Genomic DNA, 19044 nt, shown 5'->3' on the forward strand with positions numbered 1-19044 from the left:
CTTTTTTTATGAACAATTGAAACATATCTTTTCGCTCGTACGTAATACAGTCAGCGTTTCCATTTAGTAAAAAATCATAGTAAAATAAAGGATCATAGACGATCGGAGGAAAACGATGAAACGATTCATTCGAACGATATGGCGATGGTTTGTATCATGGAACGTTGGGTTATTTAGTGCTCTTATTTCATTGTTTGCGTTTCGCTTACCGTTTCCTATTTCATTTTTGCTCGGAGTAAGTATAGGAGTGATGTATTCACTTTACATGAAGAAAAAAGAAAAGAAAAATCCATTATATGATTTTAAGGACGAGCGTTTGAAAGATGCGAAAAAAAAGGTTCGGAAAATAGGAAAAAGTTTGTGGAGAATTCGTTCAGTTGCGATGTTTTCTAAACTTTCCCGTTTGTACGCCATTTGTCAAAAAATCATTGAAATTGTCGAAAAACAACCGGATCGTCTCGCTGTCGCGCAACCGTTTTTTAACACAACATTGGACTCCATTGTTACAATTATTGATAAATATGTTTATTTAACAAAACAACCCGTAAAAAGTGAGGAGATTCGTCAGGCAATTCATGAAGCAGAAGAAGCGCTTGGTCTTGCGCTAATGAAAGCAGAAAACGAACTGTTGGACATGCTTGAAGAAGATTTGTTTGATTTAAAGACGGAAGTAAAACTTGTGAAACATACGGTTGCATCAGAGGATCCCCTTTCTTTACCAATAAAACATACAGTAACAATAACGGAGGAGAAAAAGCATGAGCAAAAACGATGAAATGCTTTGGACAAGTTCGATCGATTCGTTACTTGCTAATCCATTTGGCGAAGTAACAGAAGTAAGGGACAAGCCATCATCTTCGCGTTTCATTGACCAATTAAAAGAAGAACATCGTCAAAAAGCGTTCGCACTTGCAGAACAAATTGATCCGCGCAATCATCAAGCTATTTTACAATATGGAGTCGCGGCACAAGCGGAGTTGTCACGCTTTTCACATTCGATTTTAAACCATGTGCAGAAAAAAGATGCTGGATCTGTTGGAGAAGTCATTCAAGAGCTAATGAAAAAAATGAAAGAAGTAAACGTTGAAGATTTTGCAATGAACAAAAAAAGCTTTTTCGTGCGCATGTTTCAATCTGTCACACAGTCTGTGCAACATATTTTATCTAAATATCAAAAATTAGGTGTCGACATTGATCGGATTGCCGATCAACTTGAAAAACATCGCCAAATGTTATTTCGTGACATTATGATGTTAGAAACATTATACGAAAAAAATAAAGAATACTTTGATGCATTAAACATTTATATTGCTGCTGCTGAGTTGAAGCTCGAACAACTGCGAACAAAAACAATTCCAGAGCTAGAGAAAAAAGCGTTACAGTCACAAAATCAAATGGATGTGCAAGAAGTAAATGATATGATTCAATTTGCTGACCGACTTGAAAAACGCATTCATGATTTAAAATTAAGTCGGCAAATTACGCTCCAAACGGCACCACAAATTCGGCTCATTCAACATGTCAATCAAACGTTAGTCGAGCGCATTCAATCGTCCATTTTGACAGCCATTCCGCTTTGGAAAAATCAGCTTGTCATCGCATTAACGCTCCTTCGACAAAAGAAAGCAGTAGAAGCGCAAAAAGCGGTAACAAAAACGACGAATGAGTTGCTGTTGCGAAACTCGGAAATGTTAAAAATAAATACAATTGAAGCCGCAAAAGAAAATGAAGAAGGGCTTGTCAGCATCGAAACGTTAAAGAAGACGCAGGAAAATTTATTAGAAACACTGGAAGAAGCGTTAAAAATTCAAGAAGAAGGTCGCATGAAGCGTCAGCGAGTAGAGCAAGAGCTTATCGAAATGGAAGAACAATTAAAACAACGACTACTTACGTTAAAAAGGGCTGAATAAAATCAGCTCTTTTTTATTGATTTTATATACCTATTAGGGTATGATGTGTAAGGGAGGTAAGACAATATGATTTATACACCAATTGTTCTGTTCACACTATATGCTTTGTATTATCGTTATGTACCTGTTCGTGGTGTCAAAGAGTTGACATCTTTATCATCATATGAACATGTGACGTTGCTTGATGTGCGTGACTACAATGAGAAAGATGAGATAAATGGAGCGCTTCGGATTCCGGTTGCGTACTTAAAACGTCATTATCAAGCCATTCCAAATCGTCAAGTGATCATTATTGCAAAAAGCCATTTGGAGAAAAATGTCGCGATTCGATTGCTTAGACGTTATCATTTTTCTGTACAAGGATATTATATAAAGGAACATGAGCATGCAAATGCGTTAAAGATGGTAAAATGTCACTAACTGTTCAAACTTTATGAAATGATTGTTTGGTATAATACGGTTACACGTACTTGTATATGGAGGGGATATATGATGAGAAAAATTGTTATTGTTGGCGGTGTAGCTGGAGGAGCTTCTGCCGCGGCACGTTTGCGTCGGTTAAGCGAAAAAGATGAAATCATTATGTTTGAACGCGGTGAATATATTTCATTTGCAAACTGTGGGCTTCCGTACTACATTGGGGATGTGATCCAAGAGCGAAGCAAGCTACTTGTACAGACGGTTGATGGCATGTCCAAACGATTTCGCATTGATGTGCGCAATTTAAGCGAAGTTACAAGCATTAACCGTGAACGAAAAACGGTAACTGTAACAAATTTACGAACAAATGAACAGTATGAACAACCGTATGATGTTCTTATTTTGTCGCCAGGTGCCAAACCGATTGTACCACCAATTCCAGGGATTAATGAGGCAAAAGCACTTTTTACGTTGCGCAATGTACCGGATACAGATCGTATTCGTTCGTTTGTTGATAACGAAAAACCGAAACGTGCTGTCGTCATTGGCGGAGGATTTATTGGTGTAGAAATGGCTGAAAACTTGACAGAGCGCGGTGTACATGTGACGCTTGTAGAAATGGCCAATCAAGTGATGGCACCGATTGATTACGAGATGGCAGCAATTGTGCATACACATATGAAAGAACACGGTGTCGATTTAATTTTAGAAGATGGTGTGCAATCGTTTGAAAACGAAGGTCGACGCGTCGTGTTAAAAAGCGGTCGCACGATTGAAACAGATATGATTATTTTGGCAATTGGTGTTCAGCCGGAAAGCCAGTTAGCGAGAGATGCAGGATTGGAACTTGGTTTTCGTGGTGCCATTAAAGTAAATGAACATTTACAAACATCTGATCCAAATATTTTTGCAATCGGTGATGCGATTGAAGTAAAAAGCTTTATTCACGGATTTGAAACGTTCATTCCGCTTGCATGGCCAGCAAACCGTCAAGGTCGACTAGTTGCCGATTACATTAACGGCCACGATGTAAAGTACAGCGGAACGCTCGGTACGTCGATTGCTAAAATTTTTCATATGACAGTAGCGGCAACAGGATTGAACGAAAAAATATTAAAACATCACGGTGTTGATTATGAAGTCGTTCACGTCCATCCAATGAGCCATGCGAGCTATTATCCAGGCGCAACACAAATGACGTTAAAGTTAATTTTCGATCGTCAAGGTCGAATTTATGGAGCACAAGCAGTTGGACAAGATGGAGTTGACAAACGCATTGACGTCATTGCAACGGCGATAAAAGGTGGATTAACTGTATACGATTTGCCAGATTTAGAATTAGCCTACGCTCCTCCGTTTTCATCAGCGAAAGATCCAGTCAATATGGCTGGATATGTAGCGTCCAACGTGCTAGATGGCATGGTTGAAACGGTACAATGGTATGAAATTGATGACATTGTTGCTAACGGTGGGTTGCTCATTGATGTTCGCACACCGAAAGAATTAGAAACAAGAGGAGCGATTCCAGGAAGCATCAACATCCCACTTGATGATTTGCGTGACCGTCTTCATGAATTACCGAAAGATCAAACGATTTATGTCACATGTCAAGTTGGTTTACGCGGATATTTAGCTACGCGCATTTTACAAGAACATGGTTTTCAAGCAAAAAATTTAGACGGTGGTTATAAACTGTATTCAAGTGTAAAATAAGGGGGATTTACATGTTTGAAAATATTTTACCAACACAAGCGGACGTATTGCGTCATGAAACAAATGTTGAAGTGCTAGATGTTCGTGAAGCACACGAAGTAGCGGCAGGAAAAATTCCAAACGCACGCCATATTCCGCTCGGCCAGCTGTTTGCTCGCTTAAATGAACTTAATCCGAGCAAAACGTACATTGTCGTTTGCCATTCCGGTGGCCGAAGTGCATTAGCGTGCGAATGGCTAGCGGAACGTGGCTTCCATGTAAAAAACATGGTCGGTGGCATGATGAGTTGGGAAGGAGAAGTGGAGTAAGACTGGCGATGTGCCAGTCTTATTTTTTATTGCAAATATTTTTGTTGAATGCGGAGTACTTCGTTCATTAATTGTCCCCCCACTTGACGGCGTACACGATCATAAAGTGGTTGAAGATGGTTGAGCCATTCTCTCTTTTGCTCATCGGTCAACCAATGGATGTGCATTCGCCGTGTATGAATAATTTCATTCAGTTGTTTTTCGTTAATGATTTTTGCGTGTATTTTCATCCATGTCGTCGTTTCTGCAAGCGCCTCGAGAATGACTTGCTGTTGGGAAGATGTTAAGCGATTCCAAAACGATTCATTCATTAATACGACATATCCAAGATACCCGTGGTTACTGATTGTCATATATCGTTGTACTTCATAAAATCTTTTTGAATAAATGTTGGAAATCGTGTTTTCTTGGCCGTCAACTTGCTGGTAGTACAGTTCACGAAATGTGTCGTGGAAAGGAGCAACTTTTGGTATTGCACCGAGCAAACGGAACTGTTCTTGAATAACATCACTTGGCATCGTTCGGAACCGCAAATCGTGAAAGTCGGCCGGTTGTACAATCGGTCGAACGCTGTTTGTCACTTGCTTAAAGCCGTTTTCCCAAAACGCCAATCCTTTGACGTGAAAAGATTGTAGTTTAGAAAATAAAATTTTCCCCACTTTCCCTTGAAGGGCTTCCTCAACGGCTTTGTCATTTGGGAGTGCAAACGGCAAATCAAGTACTCGCCATTCGGGAATGAAACCCGTTAGTTTTGAATAGGCGGGGGCAATCATTTCTACTTTTCCTTGTTTTAACGCCTCCAATTCTTCTTCATCTGTAAACAATGTACCGTTCGCATAAATCTCAACTTTCATTTTTCCGTTCGACTTTTTTGCTACGAGCGATGCAAACTTTTGTGCTGCTAGACCTTTCGGTGTATGCTCTGCGACAACGTGGCTAAAGCGAATGACAATCTGATCTTGAAGCCCCTCCTGTTCGTCGTCGTATGGGAGGGAAGCTGTTGATGAAAAGGGAGGAACGAGCCAATAAAGCCAAAAAGTGATCATAACGACCGACAAAACAATCCATTTTACGTTATTCATCTTTATCACCGTGAATTATATTGTATAATTAATTATAAATTATACAAGAAAATTTCGAATGGATGAACAATTCATGAAAAAGTTGTCGATCAGATGGAAAATTTTAATGTTATGTATGGTTATCGTCCTTGTCAGTGTTGCCGTCGGGAGTACCATTGTCATTAGTCACGTCATTCAATTAAAAGAACAGTCGCTTAACGAACGTTCTCTTCTCATTGCCCGAACGGTAGCTCAAATTCCTGAAGTGAAAAAACATGTGCAACAGGAGGAAGGGTGGACGACGATTCAGCCGATTGTTGAAAACATCCGGACGATTTATCATGCCAACTATATCGTTGTGATGAATATGGAGCGCGTTCGTTACGCACATCCGTCTTATGACAAGCTTGGCACGATCTCTTACGGTGAAGATGAAATTGAAGCGTTTACAGAACATACTTATACATCGAAAGCAAAAGGGGATTTAGGTGTTTCTGTTCGGGCATTTACGCCAATTATGAATGAGAATCATCAGCAAGTAGGCGTTGTTGTTGTCGGCCATTTATTGCCATCAATTAAAGAAATATTAGGCGATTTTCAAAGAGAAATTATTTGGACGCTAATGCTTACAATTAGCTGTGGGGTGGTCGGCTCGCTCTTATTAGCTAATCATTTAAAGAGAGAAATGTTTCAACTAGAGCCGCATGAGCTAGCGCGATTGCTTGTCGAGCGAACGGCAACGTTTCATGCCATGTACGAAGGTGTAATCGCAATTGACAAAAAAGAGCGAATTACAATTTTTAACGAGCGAGCAAAACAAATGATGGGTGTAAGTGGGGATGTGATCGGAATGTACATTCGTGATGTGATTGCGGATACACGTCTGCCGGAAGTGTTATATACGAAAAAAGCGGTATATCAGCAAGAAATTATTGTTGGTAATCAATTGATCGTGAGCAATCGCATCCCAATCGAAGTAAACGGTGAGATTGTTGGAGCGGTTGCAATTTTCCAAGATCGAACGGAAGTGGCGAAAATGGCTGAAGAATTAACAGGTGTGCGAGCTTTTATTGACGCGTTGCGAGTACAAAACCATGAATACATGAATAAATTACATACAATTGCCGGATTGATTCAGCTCGGTAGGACGAGCGAAGCGCTTGCTTACGTATTTGAAGAGAAAGAAGAACAAGAGGCTCTAATGCACTTTTTACGTACGCGTATTCGTGATGAAAGTGTTGCCGGTTTGCTTTTAAGCAAAGTTTCTCGCGCAAAGGAAATAGGAATTTTGTTCGCTATCGATCGTTCTAGCGTGCTCTTTTCATTTCCACCGCGATTAGATCGCCACGATTTTGTCGTTTTACTCGGCAATTTAATTGAAAACGCTTTTGATGCATGTTTGGCGACAGAGAGGGAGGAAAGATTTGTTGAACTGTGGATAGGAGAACAAGAAGATAAGTGGGTGATTGTTGTGGAAGATAATGGGATCGGAATGAGAGAAGAGGAGAAAAAGCGACTGTTTGATTATGGGTATACAACGAAAGACGGCAATCATCAAGGTATAGGTATGCACCTTATTTATAATATCTTAAAGAAAAGTAACGGAGAGATACATATTGAATCAAGCTGGCAAATAGGAACAACGATCACGATTGTATTTCCGCAAAACAAGGGGGAGGACAAATGATTCGCATATTGCTCGTAGAGGACGATCCGATGGTGCAACAAATTAACAAGCAATTTGTTGCTCAAGTAGATGGCGTTTTAGTGGTAGGTACAGCTACAAACGGTGAAGATGCGTTAGAAAAATTGGAAAAATTGCAGCCGGATTTAGTTTTACTTGATATATACATGCCGAAATTAGATGGAATACAAACGATTCGTCTATTTCGTGAGCGGGGCTATCAAGTTGATGTGATTATTATTTCCGCAGCAAGTGACGCAGAAACGATCCAAACGATGTTGCGTAACGGAGCGGTGGATTATATTATTAAACCCTTTCAATTCGAGCGCTTAAAGCAAGCGCTCGAACGATATCAATTGATTCAAAAAACGTTAAAAGATGAACGAGTGACGCAGAAACAAATTGATGAGTGGATGTACAAGCATGCGCAACCACAACAAGTCAGTTTGCCGAAGGGGCTGAATGAAACGACGTTGGGACAAATCGAACAGTATATGTCTCAAGCAACAAATGCTCAATCGGCCGATGAAGTGGCCGAAGCGATCGGCATCGCACGAGTCACAGCAAGACGTTATTTAGAATATTTAGAGAACATCGGTGAAGTGGAAAAAGAAGTACAGTATGGGACAGTAGGTCGTCCGATTCATCGCTATCGAAGACCAAAAAGAACAAAATGATCAATATGTTCGAAATATTCCATCCTTTTAATGAAAGCGATATCATTTAAATCGTAATCATTGATAGGGGGGGAATTTTTCATGAAGAGAGTGAGCTTTTTGTTTATGCTCATCTTGCTTATTGGAGGATTGTTTGCTTGTAGCAATTCACAATCGACGAGCACAAACACGACAGAAGAGAAAAAAGAGGAGTCATCAAGTGAGCCGATTGTGATTAAATTTTCACATGTTACAGCTCCAGATAGCCCAAAAGGAAAAGCGGCTGATTTATTTAAACAACTAGTCGAAGAGAGAACAAAGGGAAGAGTAAAAGTAGAAGTGTATCCATCGAGTCAATTGTTTGATGATGATAAAGCGATTCAAGAATTGCCGCGAAATACTGTACAGTTAATCGCACCATCAACAACAAAGCTTGTCAGCTATGACCCAGCTTTCCAAATCGTTGATATGCCATTTTTGTTCACAAGTGATAAAGCGGTATATAAATTTTGGGATGGAGAAGGTGGCCAAATTTTATCGAAAAAACTAGAAAAATATAATATTAAAGTTTTAGCGATGTGGGCAAATGGGGATAAGCATTTTACTAACTCTAAGCGTCCATTGAAAAAGCCAGCAGATTTTAAAGGACTCAAGTTCCGTACACAAACTGGGAAAGTGCTTGATGAACAATTTGCTGCGTTAGGTGCATCTGCAGTGCCAATGGGATTTTCTGAAGTATATGTTGCGTTACAACAAGGTACTGTCGATGGACAAGAGAATACGTTTAACAACATCGATACGCAAGGATATGCCGAAGTACAAAAATATTTAACAGTATCCGGACACGGGCGCTTGGACTACCTTTTATTAACGAATACGAAGTTTTGGGATAGCCTTCCTGAAGACGTTCGTAAAACCTTAGAAGAAGTTATTGTAGAAGTGACTGAACAACAGCGAAAATGGTCTGAAGAGTTAAACAAAGCGTCATATGAAAAGTTAAAAGCAAGTGGAATGGAAGTATACGAGTTAACGAAAGAAGATATTGAAGAGTTCCAAAAGGCTATGCAACCTGTCTATGAAAAATTCGCGGATAGTATCGGTCAAGATTTGATCGAATTAGCGAAAAAAGCAAACGAATAAATGAATGGAACAACCTGGAGTTTTCCAGGTTGTTTCTGTAAGGGGAGGAAGCGAGTGTGCAAAAGTTGAAGCATGTTATTGAAGCACTAGAAGATTGGATTGCTGGTCTATTTATTGTTGGGGGACTATTTCTTATTTTGATAGGTGTTGTTATGCGCTACGTGTTCAACTCACCGTTAAGTTTTGTAGAAGAATACGCGGGATATATGGTTGTGTGGGGAACGATGATTGGAGCGGTTGTCGCATTGCGAGACAATCATCACATTCGTATCGATATGTTTTATCGTTTGCTTCCAGAGCGAGTAAAAAAAGCTGTTGATATATTTGCTAATATCGTTGGGCTCATTTTTGCATTATTTCTTGTTGTTTACGGTATAAAAGGTATTTTTTTAGATGAGTTTAGTGCTTATCGAATGGGGATCGTTTCAATCGGTGAAGGAGTAGAATTGTGGAAAGTATATATGGTCATGCCGCTAATGGGAGTGTTGATGGTGCTTCGTTTTATCATTCGTCTCGTTCGTGTGGCGAAAGGATTGCCTGAATCTGATTATGAGCATAAAGGTGTGGAACAAGTATGATGACTGTAGGTTTATTTGCTGTATTCGTAATACTAATGTTGCTCCGTGTTCCTGTTGCGTTTGCGTTAGCTTTATCTGCTCTTTTATTTTTGCCTTTTCTTAATTTCCATTATGAAAGTGCAGTTGTTGAAATTTTTTCAGCACTTAATCATACATCCCTAATGGCTATTCCAGGATTTGTATTTGCGGGTATTATTTTAGCTCGGGGAGGTATTTCCAAATATTTGATTGATGGATTGCGTGCATGGGTTGGTCATTTACCTGGAGGAATGGCAGTAGTGACTGTATTAGCATGTGCCATTTTTGCTGCTATTTCTGGCTCTAGTCCCGCTACTGCAGCAGCAATTGGTTCAATCATGATACCAGCTATGGTGCAAGCTGGGTATAGTAAAAAATATGCGATGGGACTCGTTGCATCAGCTGGAACACTTGGAATTTTAATCCCACCTAGCATTCCGCTAATCATGTATGGATATGTCGCGGAAAATAAAGCTACGATTAATAAATTATTTATGGCAGGAATTATCCCAGGACTTTGTTTGACAGCCATTATCATTGTGTCTGCGATTGTATACGCAAGAAAAAATGGATTTGGCCGTGGGGAAAAGGCAACATGGTCGGAAAGATGGATGTTAACATGGAAGGCACTTCCTGGTGCATTTATGCCGATTTTAATTCTCGGTTCGATTTACACAGGAATGGCAACACCGACGGAATCTTCTGTTATCGCTAGCGCATACGCAGTCATTGTTTCGCTTCTTGTTTATCGCGAATTAAAATGGGGAGAGTGGCGTCCGATTTTACGCGAAACGGTTCACATTAGCTCGATGATTTTTATGATTATTGCATCTGCTATTTTATTTAAGCAATATTTAACGCTAGCCCAAGTACCTCAAATGATTGCACAATGGATTATTGACCATGAATTTAATAAATGGATGTTTATTTTACTCGTCAACTTACTTTTCTTTGTGCTTGGCACCTTTTTAGAGGCAATTGCGATCATTTTAATTACCCTACCAATTTTTTTGCCTGTACTTGATAGTCTTGGCATTAACGTATATCATTTTGCCATCATTATGACGGTAAACTTAGAAATCGCGATGATTACCCCACCTGTCGGCTTAAACTTGTTCGTCGTGAGCGGTATTGCGAAAGAACCTCTCGAAAAAGTGATTCGAGCTATTGTACCGTTTTTGATCATTATGCTCATCCAACTCGTTTTAATTATTGTTTGGGAAGATTTGTCGACATTTCTCATTCGTTAAAACCTCTCTAAAGATGGAGAGGTTTTTCTTTTTCGATTATTTATTGTAAAATGAAAGACATGTATTGGAAGAAAGATATAAATGAAGGGGAATACGTATGTGGAAAAATAAAAATATCATCCTTATTTTCATAGGGGAGTTTATTGCAGGGATTGGTTTATGGCTTGGAATTATTGGGAATTTAGAATTTATGCAGAAACATGTTCCTTCCGACTTTGTGAAGTCGCTTATTTTATTTTCTGGTTTGCTTGCAGGTGTGATTGTTAGTCCAATAGCGGGGAAATGGATTGATACATATAACAAAAAACATATTCTCCTATATGCTGGAATCGGTCGTGTAGGGAGCGTCCTTTTTATGTTATTCGCTTTAAAATATGAATCTATTTTTCTTATGATTTGTTTTATGATCTCGATTCAAATGGCGGCAGCTTTTTATTTTCCAACGCTACAAGCGATCATTCCACTTGCCGTAACGGATGAGAAGCAATTGATGACCGTCAATGGAATGCATATGAACATCTCTGCACTATCACGTATTGCTGGTACTGCCTTCGGTGGTGCGCTACTGATGATTACGAGTTTACAAACGTTATATATTGGGGCGATGATTGCATATATTTTACTATTTTCGCTTACGTTTTTTATTGATATAAAAGAAGAAAGGCGTGAAACAAAACACAATACAAAAGAAAAACAGCGATTTACAGACATATTTCCAATCATTCGTCAACTCCCTATCGTTTATGTGGCGGTTGTTTTAACGATTGTGCCGCAGTTGTTTATTGGCGGGTTTAATTTAATGGTCATCAATATTAGTGAATTGCAACATGACCCGTCAATTAAAGGATGGCTATATACCATTGAAGGAATCGGATTTTTGTTCGGGGCATTTTTCATTAAATATGCTACTCATGAAAAAACGTATATAAAATGGATGTACGCATTAACATGTTTCATCGCCTTTGCGCAACTATCTCTACATTTTGCTCATATAAAATGGGTTTCACTCGTTTCATTTGGATTGTTTGGCATATCTGTCGGTTGTTTTTTCCCAATGATTGCGACCATTTTTCAAACAAATGTTCCAAAGCGATACCACGGTCGATTTTTTTCATTTAAAAATATGTTTGATCGCGTGACGTTCCAAATTGTATTGTTAGCTTCTGGATTTTTGTTAGATACAATTGGATTAGAGAATATGGTCGTTTTCTTTGGATCTTTATCACTTTTGTTAATGATGTACACGATGTTTCGTAAAAAAGAAGAGTGGAAAAGCGAAGGAACATAAATGCCTTCGCTTTTAGCCAATAATAATGCGCTCTTTTGGATAATGGTACGTCTCTTTTGAATTGTTGCCGCGAATAAGGAACAAAAACGATAAAATGCCAATTCGCCCAATGAACATTAAAGCAGTAATTACTAGTTTTCCAAATGTGCTTAGTTGGGATGTAATACCCATGGATAAACCAGTCGTTCCAAAGGCTGAGCACACTTCGAAAACAATTTCAATCATTGTAAAAGGCTCTGAGAAAGAAAGAAAAACAACCGCCAGGAAGCAAAGAATAAGAGCTGTTCCAAACACAATAAACGATTTTAATATATCGTCATGATGAATTTCTCGTTGAAACACTTTAATCGAGTTTTTTCCCTTCGCATAAAAGAAAATCGTCAACATCACAATCGCAAACGTCGTCGTCCGAATTCCTCCCCCTACACTGCTTGGAGAGGCGCCGATAAACATGAGGACACTTAAAACAAGTAGTGTAGGTTCAGAAAAGTCGGCGACATTCATCGTTGCTAGCCCACCGTTGCGAGAAGAAATCGATTGAAATAACGCATAAAAAAGCGACTCATGCCATGTTTTATTCGCAAAAAAACGATTCCATTCAATGAATAAAATAGCCCATGTCCCAAATAAAACGAGAAGAAAAAATGTGACGGTCGTTAATTTTGTGAAAAGCGAAAAACGATATTGTTGCTTTTGACGATGGAAGAAAAATTCTTTCACTTCAATAAGTACAGGAAAACCAATTGCGCCTAAAACGAGCAAAATCATATGTATCGTTTGGACGAAATAATCGTGAGCAAATGGCATAAGTGACTGTCCTGTAATATCAAATCCGGCGTTCGTTGTTGCGCTAACCGATGCAAAGAAGCCTTGGAAAAAAGCTTCTTTCCATGACGGAAAGTAACGGAGAAAATATACTCCTAAAATCACCCCACCAACGATTTCAATAGTAATAATGAGTGTTAAAATTTCTTTCATTAGCTTTACTAATCCAGCAAATGTTGAACGGTTTTGATCTGTCATAATCAGTTGGCGTTCGCGAAACCCAATTTTTTTCCCGAACATAAGCCAAATAAATGTTCCAAGTGCCATAATGCCAATTCCGCCAAATTGAAGAATAAAAGCTAATACAAATATACCAGGCGTATTAAAGGTATGAGCTGTTGATACGACGGTGAGGCCTGTTACACTAATGGCGCTGACTGCGGTAAATAACGCATCAACAAAACTAATCTTTACACCAGGCTGATGAAAAATAGGAAGCCATAGTAAAAATGTCGATATGCAAACAGCTCCAAAGTAAAATAAGACGATAAGCTGAACGGTAGATAGGCGCGATAATTTTCGAGATTTCACAGCTTTACTCCCTCGCATGTTTTCGTTTTACACATATTTTGATTTTGGCAAATGACAAAAAGGAATGCAAGTCTGTTTTTTCATGAAGCAATATTTTGTATTTATAAATTTTGTTACATTTGATAAAATAGTGTTGCTCATTGATTCACAAAAAGTGGAGGGGACAATCATGAAAACGCGTGGAAAAATTGTAGCTGTATATATTCTGACCGTTTTTTTATTAGTTGGGCTTATTAACGGTATGATTTATGTTCAATTTCAAACATTAATCGCCAATAAAGTGATAACGACAAACGCTCAGCTTGCTTTGCAGTTGATTGATGCGAAGTTTGTTGGGAAGTGGCAAATGAAAGACGGCAAGCTGTATAAAGGGGAAGTAGAAATTAACAACAACGAGAAGGTCGTTGATTATGTAAAAGAAGTTGTTGGGGCGGAAAGTACTATTTTTCTTAATGATGAACGTGTTACCACCACAATTATGAAAGATGACGAAAGACAAATAGGAACGAAAGCAGATCCGAAAGTTGTACAGGAAGTCATTCATGGTGGAAAACGTTACATCGGTGAAGCGAACGTACTTGGGGAACCGTATGTAACGAGTTATTTACCGATTACAAACGACCGTGATGAAGTCATCGGTATGTTTTTTGTCGGTATGCCAAAACAAATCGTCAATCAAGAGATTAATAATGTTATTGTAAAAGTCATTGCTATTTCTGCATTGTTTGTTATCGTTGGAGTCATCGCATATCATTTCTTTATTTCTATTCGAATTATGAAACCGTTACATATCGCGAAACAACATCTCGAACAAATGGCTAGCGGCGATTTTAGCAAGCAGGTACCTGAGGAGCTTCTCGAGTCAAAAGACGAATTCGGCGAGATGGCACGCGCACTTGCGGAGACAAAACAAGCACTTCGGGGTATGGCTGTTCTCATTCAGACGCAAGCAGATGCCATCGATCAACAATCAAGTGCACTATCAGCTACTTCACAACAAATGTCTGCCTCTACTGAAGAAGTGGCAGCAACGATGGAACAAGTATCGCAAGGAGCGGCTGCGCAAGCGAACGATTTAGCCGATATGACCCATTCGCTTTCATATTTAACAGAGAAAGTCGAACGTGTATATGTAGAACTTGAAAATGTCAAACAAGAAGCGGTTCGTACGTCTGAACGGGCAGATATTGGAAAAAAAGAAATGGATGTATTAATTGCTTCGATTGAACAAATTAAACAAGCGTTTGAAACGGTGACAAACCATGTTCAGACATTAACGACATCTGTACAGAAAATTAGTGGAATTACGGAAATGATTTCAACGATTTCGGATCAGACAAACTTATTAGCCTTAAATGCTGCCATTGAAGCGGCACGTGCGGGGGAGGCAGGAAAAGGGTTTGCTGTTGTTGCTGATGAGGTGCGTAAATTAGCCGAACAGTCTAAGTCATTTACAGAGGACATCGTTCATCTCATTTCATCTATTAGTAAAAATACGGAAGATGTCATTCATACATCGGAAGAAGTGGAGCACTTTATTAAAGATCAAGCAAATGCCGTCGAAAAAACGGTACGTTCGTTTGCCGATATTTTAACATCTATTAGTCATATCGCACCTTTACTTGTTTCGACTGAACAAGCGATGGATGAAATTGTGAAAGAAAAAGATAAAGTGATTGCTCGTATTGAACAAATTAGTGCAGTAGCTGAAGAAAACTCAGCAGCGACACAAGAAGTAACTGCTTCGTCAGAGGAATTAACCGCATCAGCCCAAGAAGTATCCGCAACCGCTCAACGGTTGTATGACATTGCAGAAAAGATGAAAGAAACGACCAATCGATTTACCGTGTAAAGCGACAGAAAATCTGTCGCTTTAAAAAACATTGTAAACGTTATCAAAACGAATTATAGTAAAATTAGGTGAAGACAATGGCACAAAAAAAATGGACAACAAGTCTGATCGTATTGCTCGTTTTGTTTTTATACGTTTTTTTTCACTTTATCACGGTCACCAAGCAGCTTGAAAAAACGGTAGCGAAGTTGCAACACGGACAAAAAGCAGTGTCGCATCTTCCGCATATTATTTTAATATCTCAAGAGTTTGATAATCCGTATTGGCGGAAAATTGAACAAGGAGCAAAAGAAGCAGGAAAGAAGAATAACGTCAATATTGAATACATTGGTCCTCTCCGAACAAGCATTGATGAGCAAGTAAAATTGCTAGAAAAAGCGATTGCCTCTCGGGTTGATGGCATCATTGTTCAAAATTTAAAAGACGAAGCGTTTACGCCGCTTATTGACAAAGCTATTTCGCGAAATATTCCTGTAATTACAATTGATGCGGATGCCCCAAAAAGCCGACGTATCGCTTATGTTGGAACAAATAATTTTGAAGCAGGACAGTTGCTTGGAAAGGCAGTTGTTTCTCGCGTAGAAGGAGAGCGAGCGATTGGAGTAATCATTGGAACCGATACATCAGAAAATCAACGCCTACGTTTGCAAGGGTTTTTATCTGTTATTGCTGAACAGCCGCGCTTACAAGTTGTTTCCATTACATCATCGAACATTTCCCGCATTCAAGCCTCGATTCAAGCGGAACAAATGTTGCGAAAACATCCTAATATTTCTGTTATGGTCGGCACGAGTGCGCTCGATGCGATTGGAATTCGAATGGCGGTAAAAAACTTACATCGTGAAAACATTCAAATTTTCGGTTTTGACGATGTGGAAGAAACAATGGAAGCGATCAAAGAAGGGGACATTGTGGCTACGGTCGTCCAAAAACCTTACGATATGGGATATTCGGCAGTCAAATTAATGGTTGAACATCTTTCTGGCAAACAAATTGATAAGGAACATTTTACAGCGATCGAAGTCATCGACCGCCAAAACGTTCAGCAGGAGAGAAACAAATGAAGATTCGGACGAAATTGTTTGTTTTTATTCCACTTCTCGTTCTTTTACTGAATTTTATCGCGTTTTTTATTTTTCAAAGCGGAAAAAAAGTACAAGAAAGTTACGATGTCATGATGCAGCGCATTTTTTTATATAAACAAATTTCGCTTGAAACACAAGAAAATGTTCGTTTTTTAAGCAGCTACTTAATTCATCAAGATGAATATAATTACGAGCAGCTTATCAAACATAAAAAACAATTAGAAAAACTGCAACGTGAATTAACTGTAAGACAGTTAGAAGGATACAATGCATTTACGCTCGAAAACTATAAAAATATGGTTTATGTTTTTCTCGATTTAGAACAAGTGATTATTCATAAATTAACAAGAAAACAATTTACAGGATATGCTGACCAATATAACGAAATTGAAAAAATTGCTTCATTTATTCGCGAAGATAGCCAAGTGCTCGTTGATGTTGAACTAAGCTTATATCAACCGGTGTATAAACAGATGTTACAACATACAGCAAGAATGAATGAATTAGGCGGGATGCTGTTTATTTTAACAACGATTTTAAGCATCGTATTTGCCATATGGTTATCACGAACGATCGTCATTCCGATCCATCATCTTGTTCATGCGGCGAAAAACATCTCAGCGGGTCAACTGGACACGCGAATCCCCCGCTTTGATGGACATGATGAAATTGGCTTGCTCGGTAAAACATTTCAACATATGATTGAAAATTTGCGCATATTAATCTCTAAAAATATGGAAATATTAGAAAAAGAAAAACTTGTTCGTGAATTAGAGCTAAAAGCGCTCCAAAGTCAAATTAATCCTCACTTTTTATTTAATACGCTAAACGTCATTTCAAAACTTGCCTATATCGAAGGGGCAGAGAAGACAAGCGAACTCACCGTATCCACGTCGAACTTGTTGCGATACAACTTACGAAAGCTCGACCAACCTGTTACGTTGCGTGAAGAAGTAGAGCATGCGAAGGAGTATTTTGCTATTCAAAAAGCCCGTTTTCGCGATCGTGTGACGTTTCAACTGGAAATAGATGAATCATGTTTAGATCAGCCGATCCCTTGTTTAACGTTGCAGCCACTGATTGAAAACGCTTTTATTCATGGGATTGAAGGAATGGAAGAAGGAGCGAACATTCGATTAATCATCGAAGAAAAAAGAAATTGCATTCAAGTAACCATCGCAGATAACGGTGTAGGGATGCCGTACGACGTACAACGAGCGATTATGAACGCATCATATTCATTAACAAAAACAGGGCATTCCACTGGACTTGGATTAGAAAACGTGCTACGGCGTCTGCAGCTTTTTTATGGAGTAGAGAAAATACTTGATATAAAAAGCGCACCAAACGAAGGTACAGCAATTATTTTACGACTGCCAAGGAGGGAGAGCGATGTACAAGCTACTTATTGCTGATGACGAGCCGCTAGAGCGTGAAGGGTTGCAATTGATGATTGAGCGCGCATTTCCACAGACGTTTACTATTTTTCATGCTGAACATGGTCGAAGTGCGATTCAGCAAGTGGAACAACATCGTCCGCATATCATTTTTATGGATATTAAAATGCCGGGCATTCAAGGGCTAGAAGCGATTGCGGAAATACGCAAAATGGATGTTCAAGCGAAAATTGTCATTTTAACCGCATATGATTACTTTACATATGCGAAAGAAGCGATTTCTTTAGGTGTCATCGAATACGTGTTAAAACCGGCTAAAAAGCAGCAAATCGTCGAGCTGTTGCAAAAATTGTTACATCAAATTACGGAAGAACAAGCGATGCGTGAACAGCAATTAACAGCTCGTGAAAAACTCGTTCAGTTGCAAGCGCTAAGTGAGACAGCTTGGACATGGTTGTTAATGGGGAAAATGGATGAATGTTCTGCCCATACATTTACCGGCATGGAATTTGAGAAGGGGTATGCAATGGTTATTGAATTAGAAAAAAGTGATGCTCCTAAGCGTGAAAAGTGGGAAGAGATAGTGAAACAATGTATAAAACAACAGCGACATTGTTTATGCAGCCCGCTTACCCAAAGGCAAATGGCTATTTTTATTGAGGCTGAACAACATGAACGGATCATTTCTTTCGCTCAATCGTTGTTAAAACAGCTCGAGAAAGCATTGCAACAGCGTGTAAAGATAGGGATTGGTACGATTCGCTCGGGACTAGATGGTCTGAAACGTTCATATAAAGAGGCGTGGACCGCTGTACGCTATGTATCATCATTTAGTCGGGCGATGCATATTGATGATGTTCCGGTAACGGACGAAGTGGAACAAATTCATATAAAGACAAATGGAAACGTCATTGAGCAAGTCGAAATGTTTTTGCACGAAAACTATTGCTATGATGTCACGCTTGAAGAAGTAGCAAAATATGTCCATTTAACACCGTATTATTTCAGCAAATTATTTAAAAAAGAAACAGGTCAAACGTTTATCGACTACTTAACGCATTTGCGCATTGAAAAAGCGAAACAGTTGATGCGTGATGAAGGATTAACGGTGAAAGAAGCGTGTTATCGCGTTGGATATAAAGATCCGAACTATTTTAGCCGTGTGTTTAAAAAAGTGACAAATATGACACCGACAGAATACCGGCAAGAAATGTGCGAGCGTCTATAAAGCGCTCGCACTTTTTTGTTTTACCACAAAAAAATGCTAGTTTGTTCTTTTTGTAACAATGAAAACGTTTAAATTGTGCGAATATATCACAAATAAGTGA

The 19044-nt window shown here is 39.0% G+C and carries 17 protein-coding genes; 15 read left to right on the top strand and 2 right to left on the bottom strand.

Going from position 1 to position 19044, the window contains the following annotated elements:
- The first annotated feature begins 115 nt into the window (after positions 1-115).
- The 5 genes from LH47_RS01705 (at position 116) to LH47_RS01725 (ending at position 4351) form a co-directional block, all read left to right on the top strand.
- Entirely contained in the window at positions 116-775 is a 660-nt protein-coding gene (locus tag LH47_RS01705) for a 5-bromo-4-chloroindolyl phosphate hydrolysis family protein (protein ID WP_043964201.1), read from the top strand.
- Positions 759-1910, top strand: a complete 1152-nt coding sequence (locus LH47_RS01710; RefSeq protein ID WP_043964203.1) for a toxic anion resistance protein — start codon at positions 759-761, stop codon at positions 1908-1910. Before LH47_RS01705 ends, LH47_RS01710 begins: the two co-directional genes overlap by 17 nt.
- Before the next feature lie 66 nt (positions 1911-1976).
- Positions 1977-2330 carry a rhodanese-like domain-containing protein gene (locus LH47_RS01715; protein ID WP_043964206.1) on the top strand — a complete coding sequence of 118 codons (354 nt, stop codon included), beginning with the start codon at positions 1977-1979 and terminating at the stop codon, positions 2328-2330.
- A 72-nt stretch (positions 2331-2402) separates the two neighbouring features.
- The gene (cdr, locus tag LH47_RS01720) at positions 2403-4043 is read left to right on the top strand and encodes a CoA-disulfide reductase (protein WP_043964208.1); all 1641 of its coding nucleotides are present in this window, start codon (positions 2403-2405) and stop codon (positions 4041-4043) included.
- An 11-nt stretch (positions 4044-4054) separates the two neighbouring features.
- A complete protein-coding gene (locus tag LH47_RS01725) occupies positions 4055-4351 on the top strand; it encodes a rhodanese-like domain-containing protein (protein ID WP_043964210.1) in 297 nt (98 codons plus the stop codon).
- A 26-nt stretch (positions 4352-4377) separates the two neighbouring features.
- On the opposite strand, the gene LH47_RS01730 is transcribed toward LH47_RS01725, so the two are convergent.
- Complete coding sequence (locus LH47_RS01730; protein ID WP_043964212.1) at positions 4378-5433, bottom strand: DctP family TRAP transporter solute-binding subunit; 1056 nt, start codon at positions 5431-5433, stop codon at positions 4378-4380.
- Between the two features lie 73 nt (positions 5434-5506).
- Here LH47_RS01730 and LH47_RS01735 point away from each other — a divergent pair, with 73 nt between their 5' ends.
- The 6 genes from LH47_RS01735 to LH47_RS01760 all read left to right on the top strand — a co-directional run bounded on the left by LH47_RS01735 (position 5507) and on the right by LH47_RS01760 (position 12026).
- Complete coding sequence (locus LH47_RS01735) at positions 5507-7099, top strand: ATP-binding protein (RefSeq protein WP_043964214.1); 1593 nt, start codon at positions 5507-5509, stop codon at positions 7097-7099.
- Entirely contained in the window at positions 7096-7773 is a 678-nt protein-coding gene (locus LH47_RS01740) for a response regulator (RefSeq protein ID WP_043964216.1), read from the top strand. The genes LH47_RS01735 and LH47_RS01740 overlap by 4 nt, the downstream gene beginning before the upstream one ends.
- A gap of 81 nt (positions 7774-7854) precedes the next feature.
- Positions 7855-8892, top strand: a complete 1038-nt coding sequence (locus LH47_RS01745; RefSeq protein ID WP_043964217.1) for a TRAP transporter substrate-binding protein — start codon at positions 7855-7857, stop codon at positions 8890-8892.
- A gap of 56 nt (positions 8893-8948) precedes the next feature.
- Positions 8949-9470: a TRAP transporter small permease gene (locus LH47_RS01750; RefSeq protein ID WP_043964219.1), complete on the top strand. Its 522-nt coding sequence runs from the start codon at positions 8949-8951 to the stop codon at positions 9468-9470.
- Positions 9467-10738: a TRAP transporter large permease gene (locus LH47_RS01755; RefSeq protein WP_043964222.1), complete on the top strand. Its 1272-nt coding sequence runs from the start codon at positions 9467-9469 to the stop codon at positions 10736-10738. Before LH47_RS01750 ends, LH47_RS01755 begins: the two co-directional genes overlap by 4 nt.
- A 97-nt stretch (positions 10739-10835) precedes the next feature.
- Complete coding sequence (locus tag LH47_RS01760; protein WP_043964224.1) at positions 10836-12026, top strand: MFS transporter; 1191 nt, start codon at positions 10836-10838, stop codon at positions 12024-12026.
- Between the two features lie 12 nt (positions 12027-12038).
- Here LH47_RS01760 and LH47_RS01765 read toward each other — a convergent pair whose 3' ends face one another.
- Positions 12039-13382: a TrkH family potassium uptake protein gene (locus LH47_RS01765; RefSeq protein ID WP_043964225.1), complete on the bottom strand. Its 1344-nt coding sequence runs from the start codon at positions 13380-13382 to the stop codon at positions 12039-12041.
- Between the two features lie 169 nt (positions 13383-13551).
- Here LH47_RS01765 and LH47_RS01770 point away from each other — a divergent pair, with 169 nt between their 5' ends.
- From LH47_RS01770 to LH47_RS01785, 4 genes are all read left to right on the top strand, one after another.
- The gene (locus tag LH47_RS01770; RefSeq protein WP_043964280.1) at positions 13552-15234 is read left to right on the top strand and encodes a methyl-accepting chemotaxis protein; all 1683 of its coding nucleotides are present in this window, start codon (positions 13552-13554) and stop codon (positions 15232-15234) included.
- Positions 15235-15311: 77 nt separating this feature from the next.
- Positions 15312-16298, top strand: a complete 987-nt coding sequence (locus LH47_RS01775; protein WP_043964227.1) for a sugar-binding protein — start codon at positions 15312-15314, stop codon at positions 16296-16298.
- The gene (locus LH47_RS01780; protein WP_043964229.1) at positions 16295-17734 is read left to right on the top strand and encodes a sensor histidine kinase; all 1440 of its coding nucleotides are present in this window, start codon (positions 16295-16297) and stop codon (positions 17732-17734) included. Before LH47_RS01775 ends, LH47_RS01780 begins: the two co-directional genes overlap by 4 nt.
- On the top strand, positions 17712-18944 hold the full coding sequence (locus LH47_RS01785) for a helix-turn-helix domain-containing protein (protein WP_043964231.1): 1233 nt from the start codon (positions 17712-17714) through the stop codon (positions 18942-18944). Before LH47_RS01780 ends, LH47_RS01785 begins: the two co-directional genes overlap by 23 nt.
- The last annotated feature ends 100 nt before the right edge of the window (positions 18945-19044 follow it).

It is taken from the genome of Anoxybacillus thermarum, from assembly GCF_000836725.1.
In the GTDB taxonomy this organism is placed as follows: Bacteria; Bacillota; Bacilli; order Bacillales; family Anoxybacillaceae; genus Anoxybacillus; species Anoxybacillus thermarum.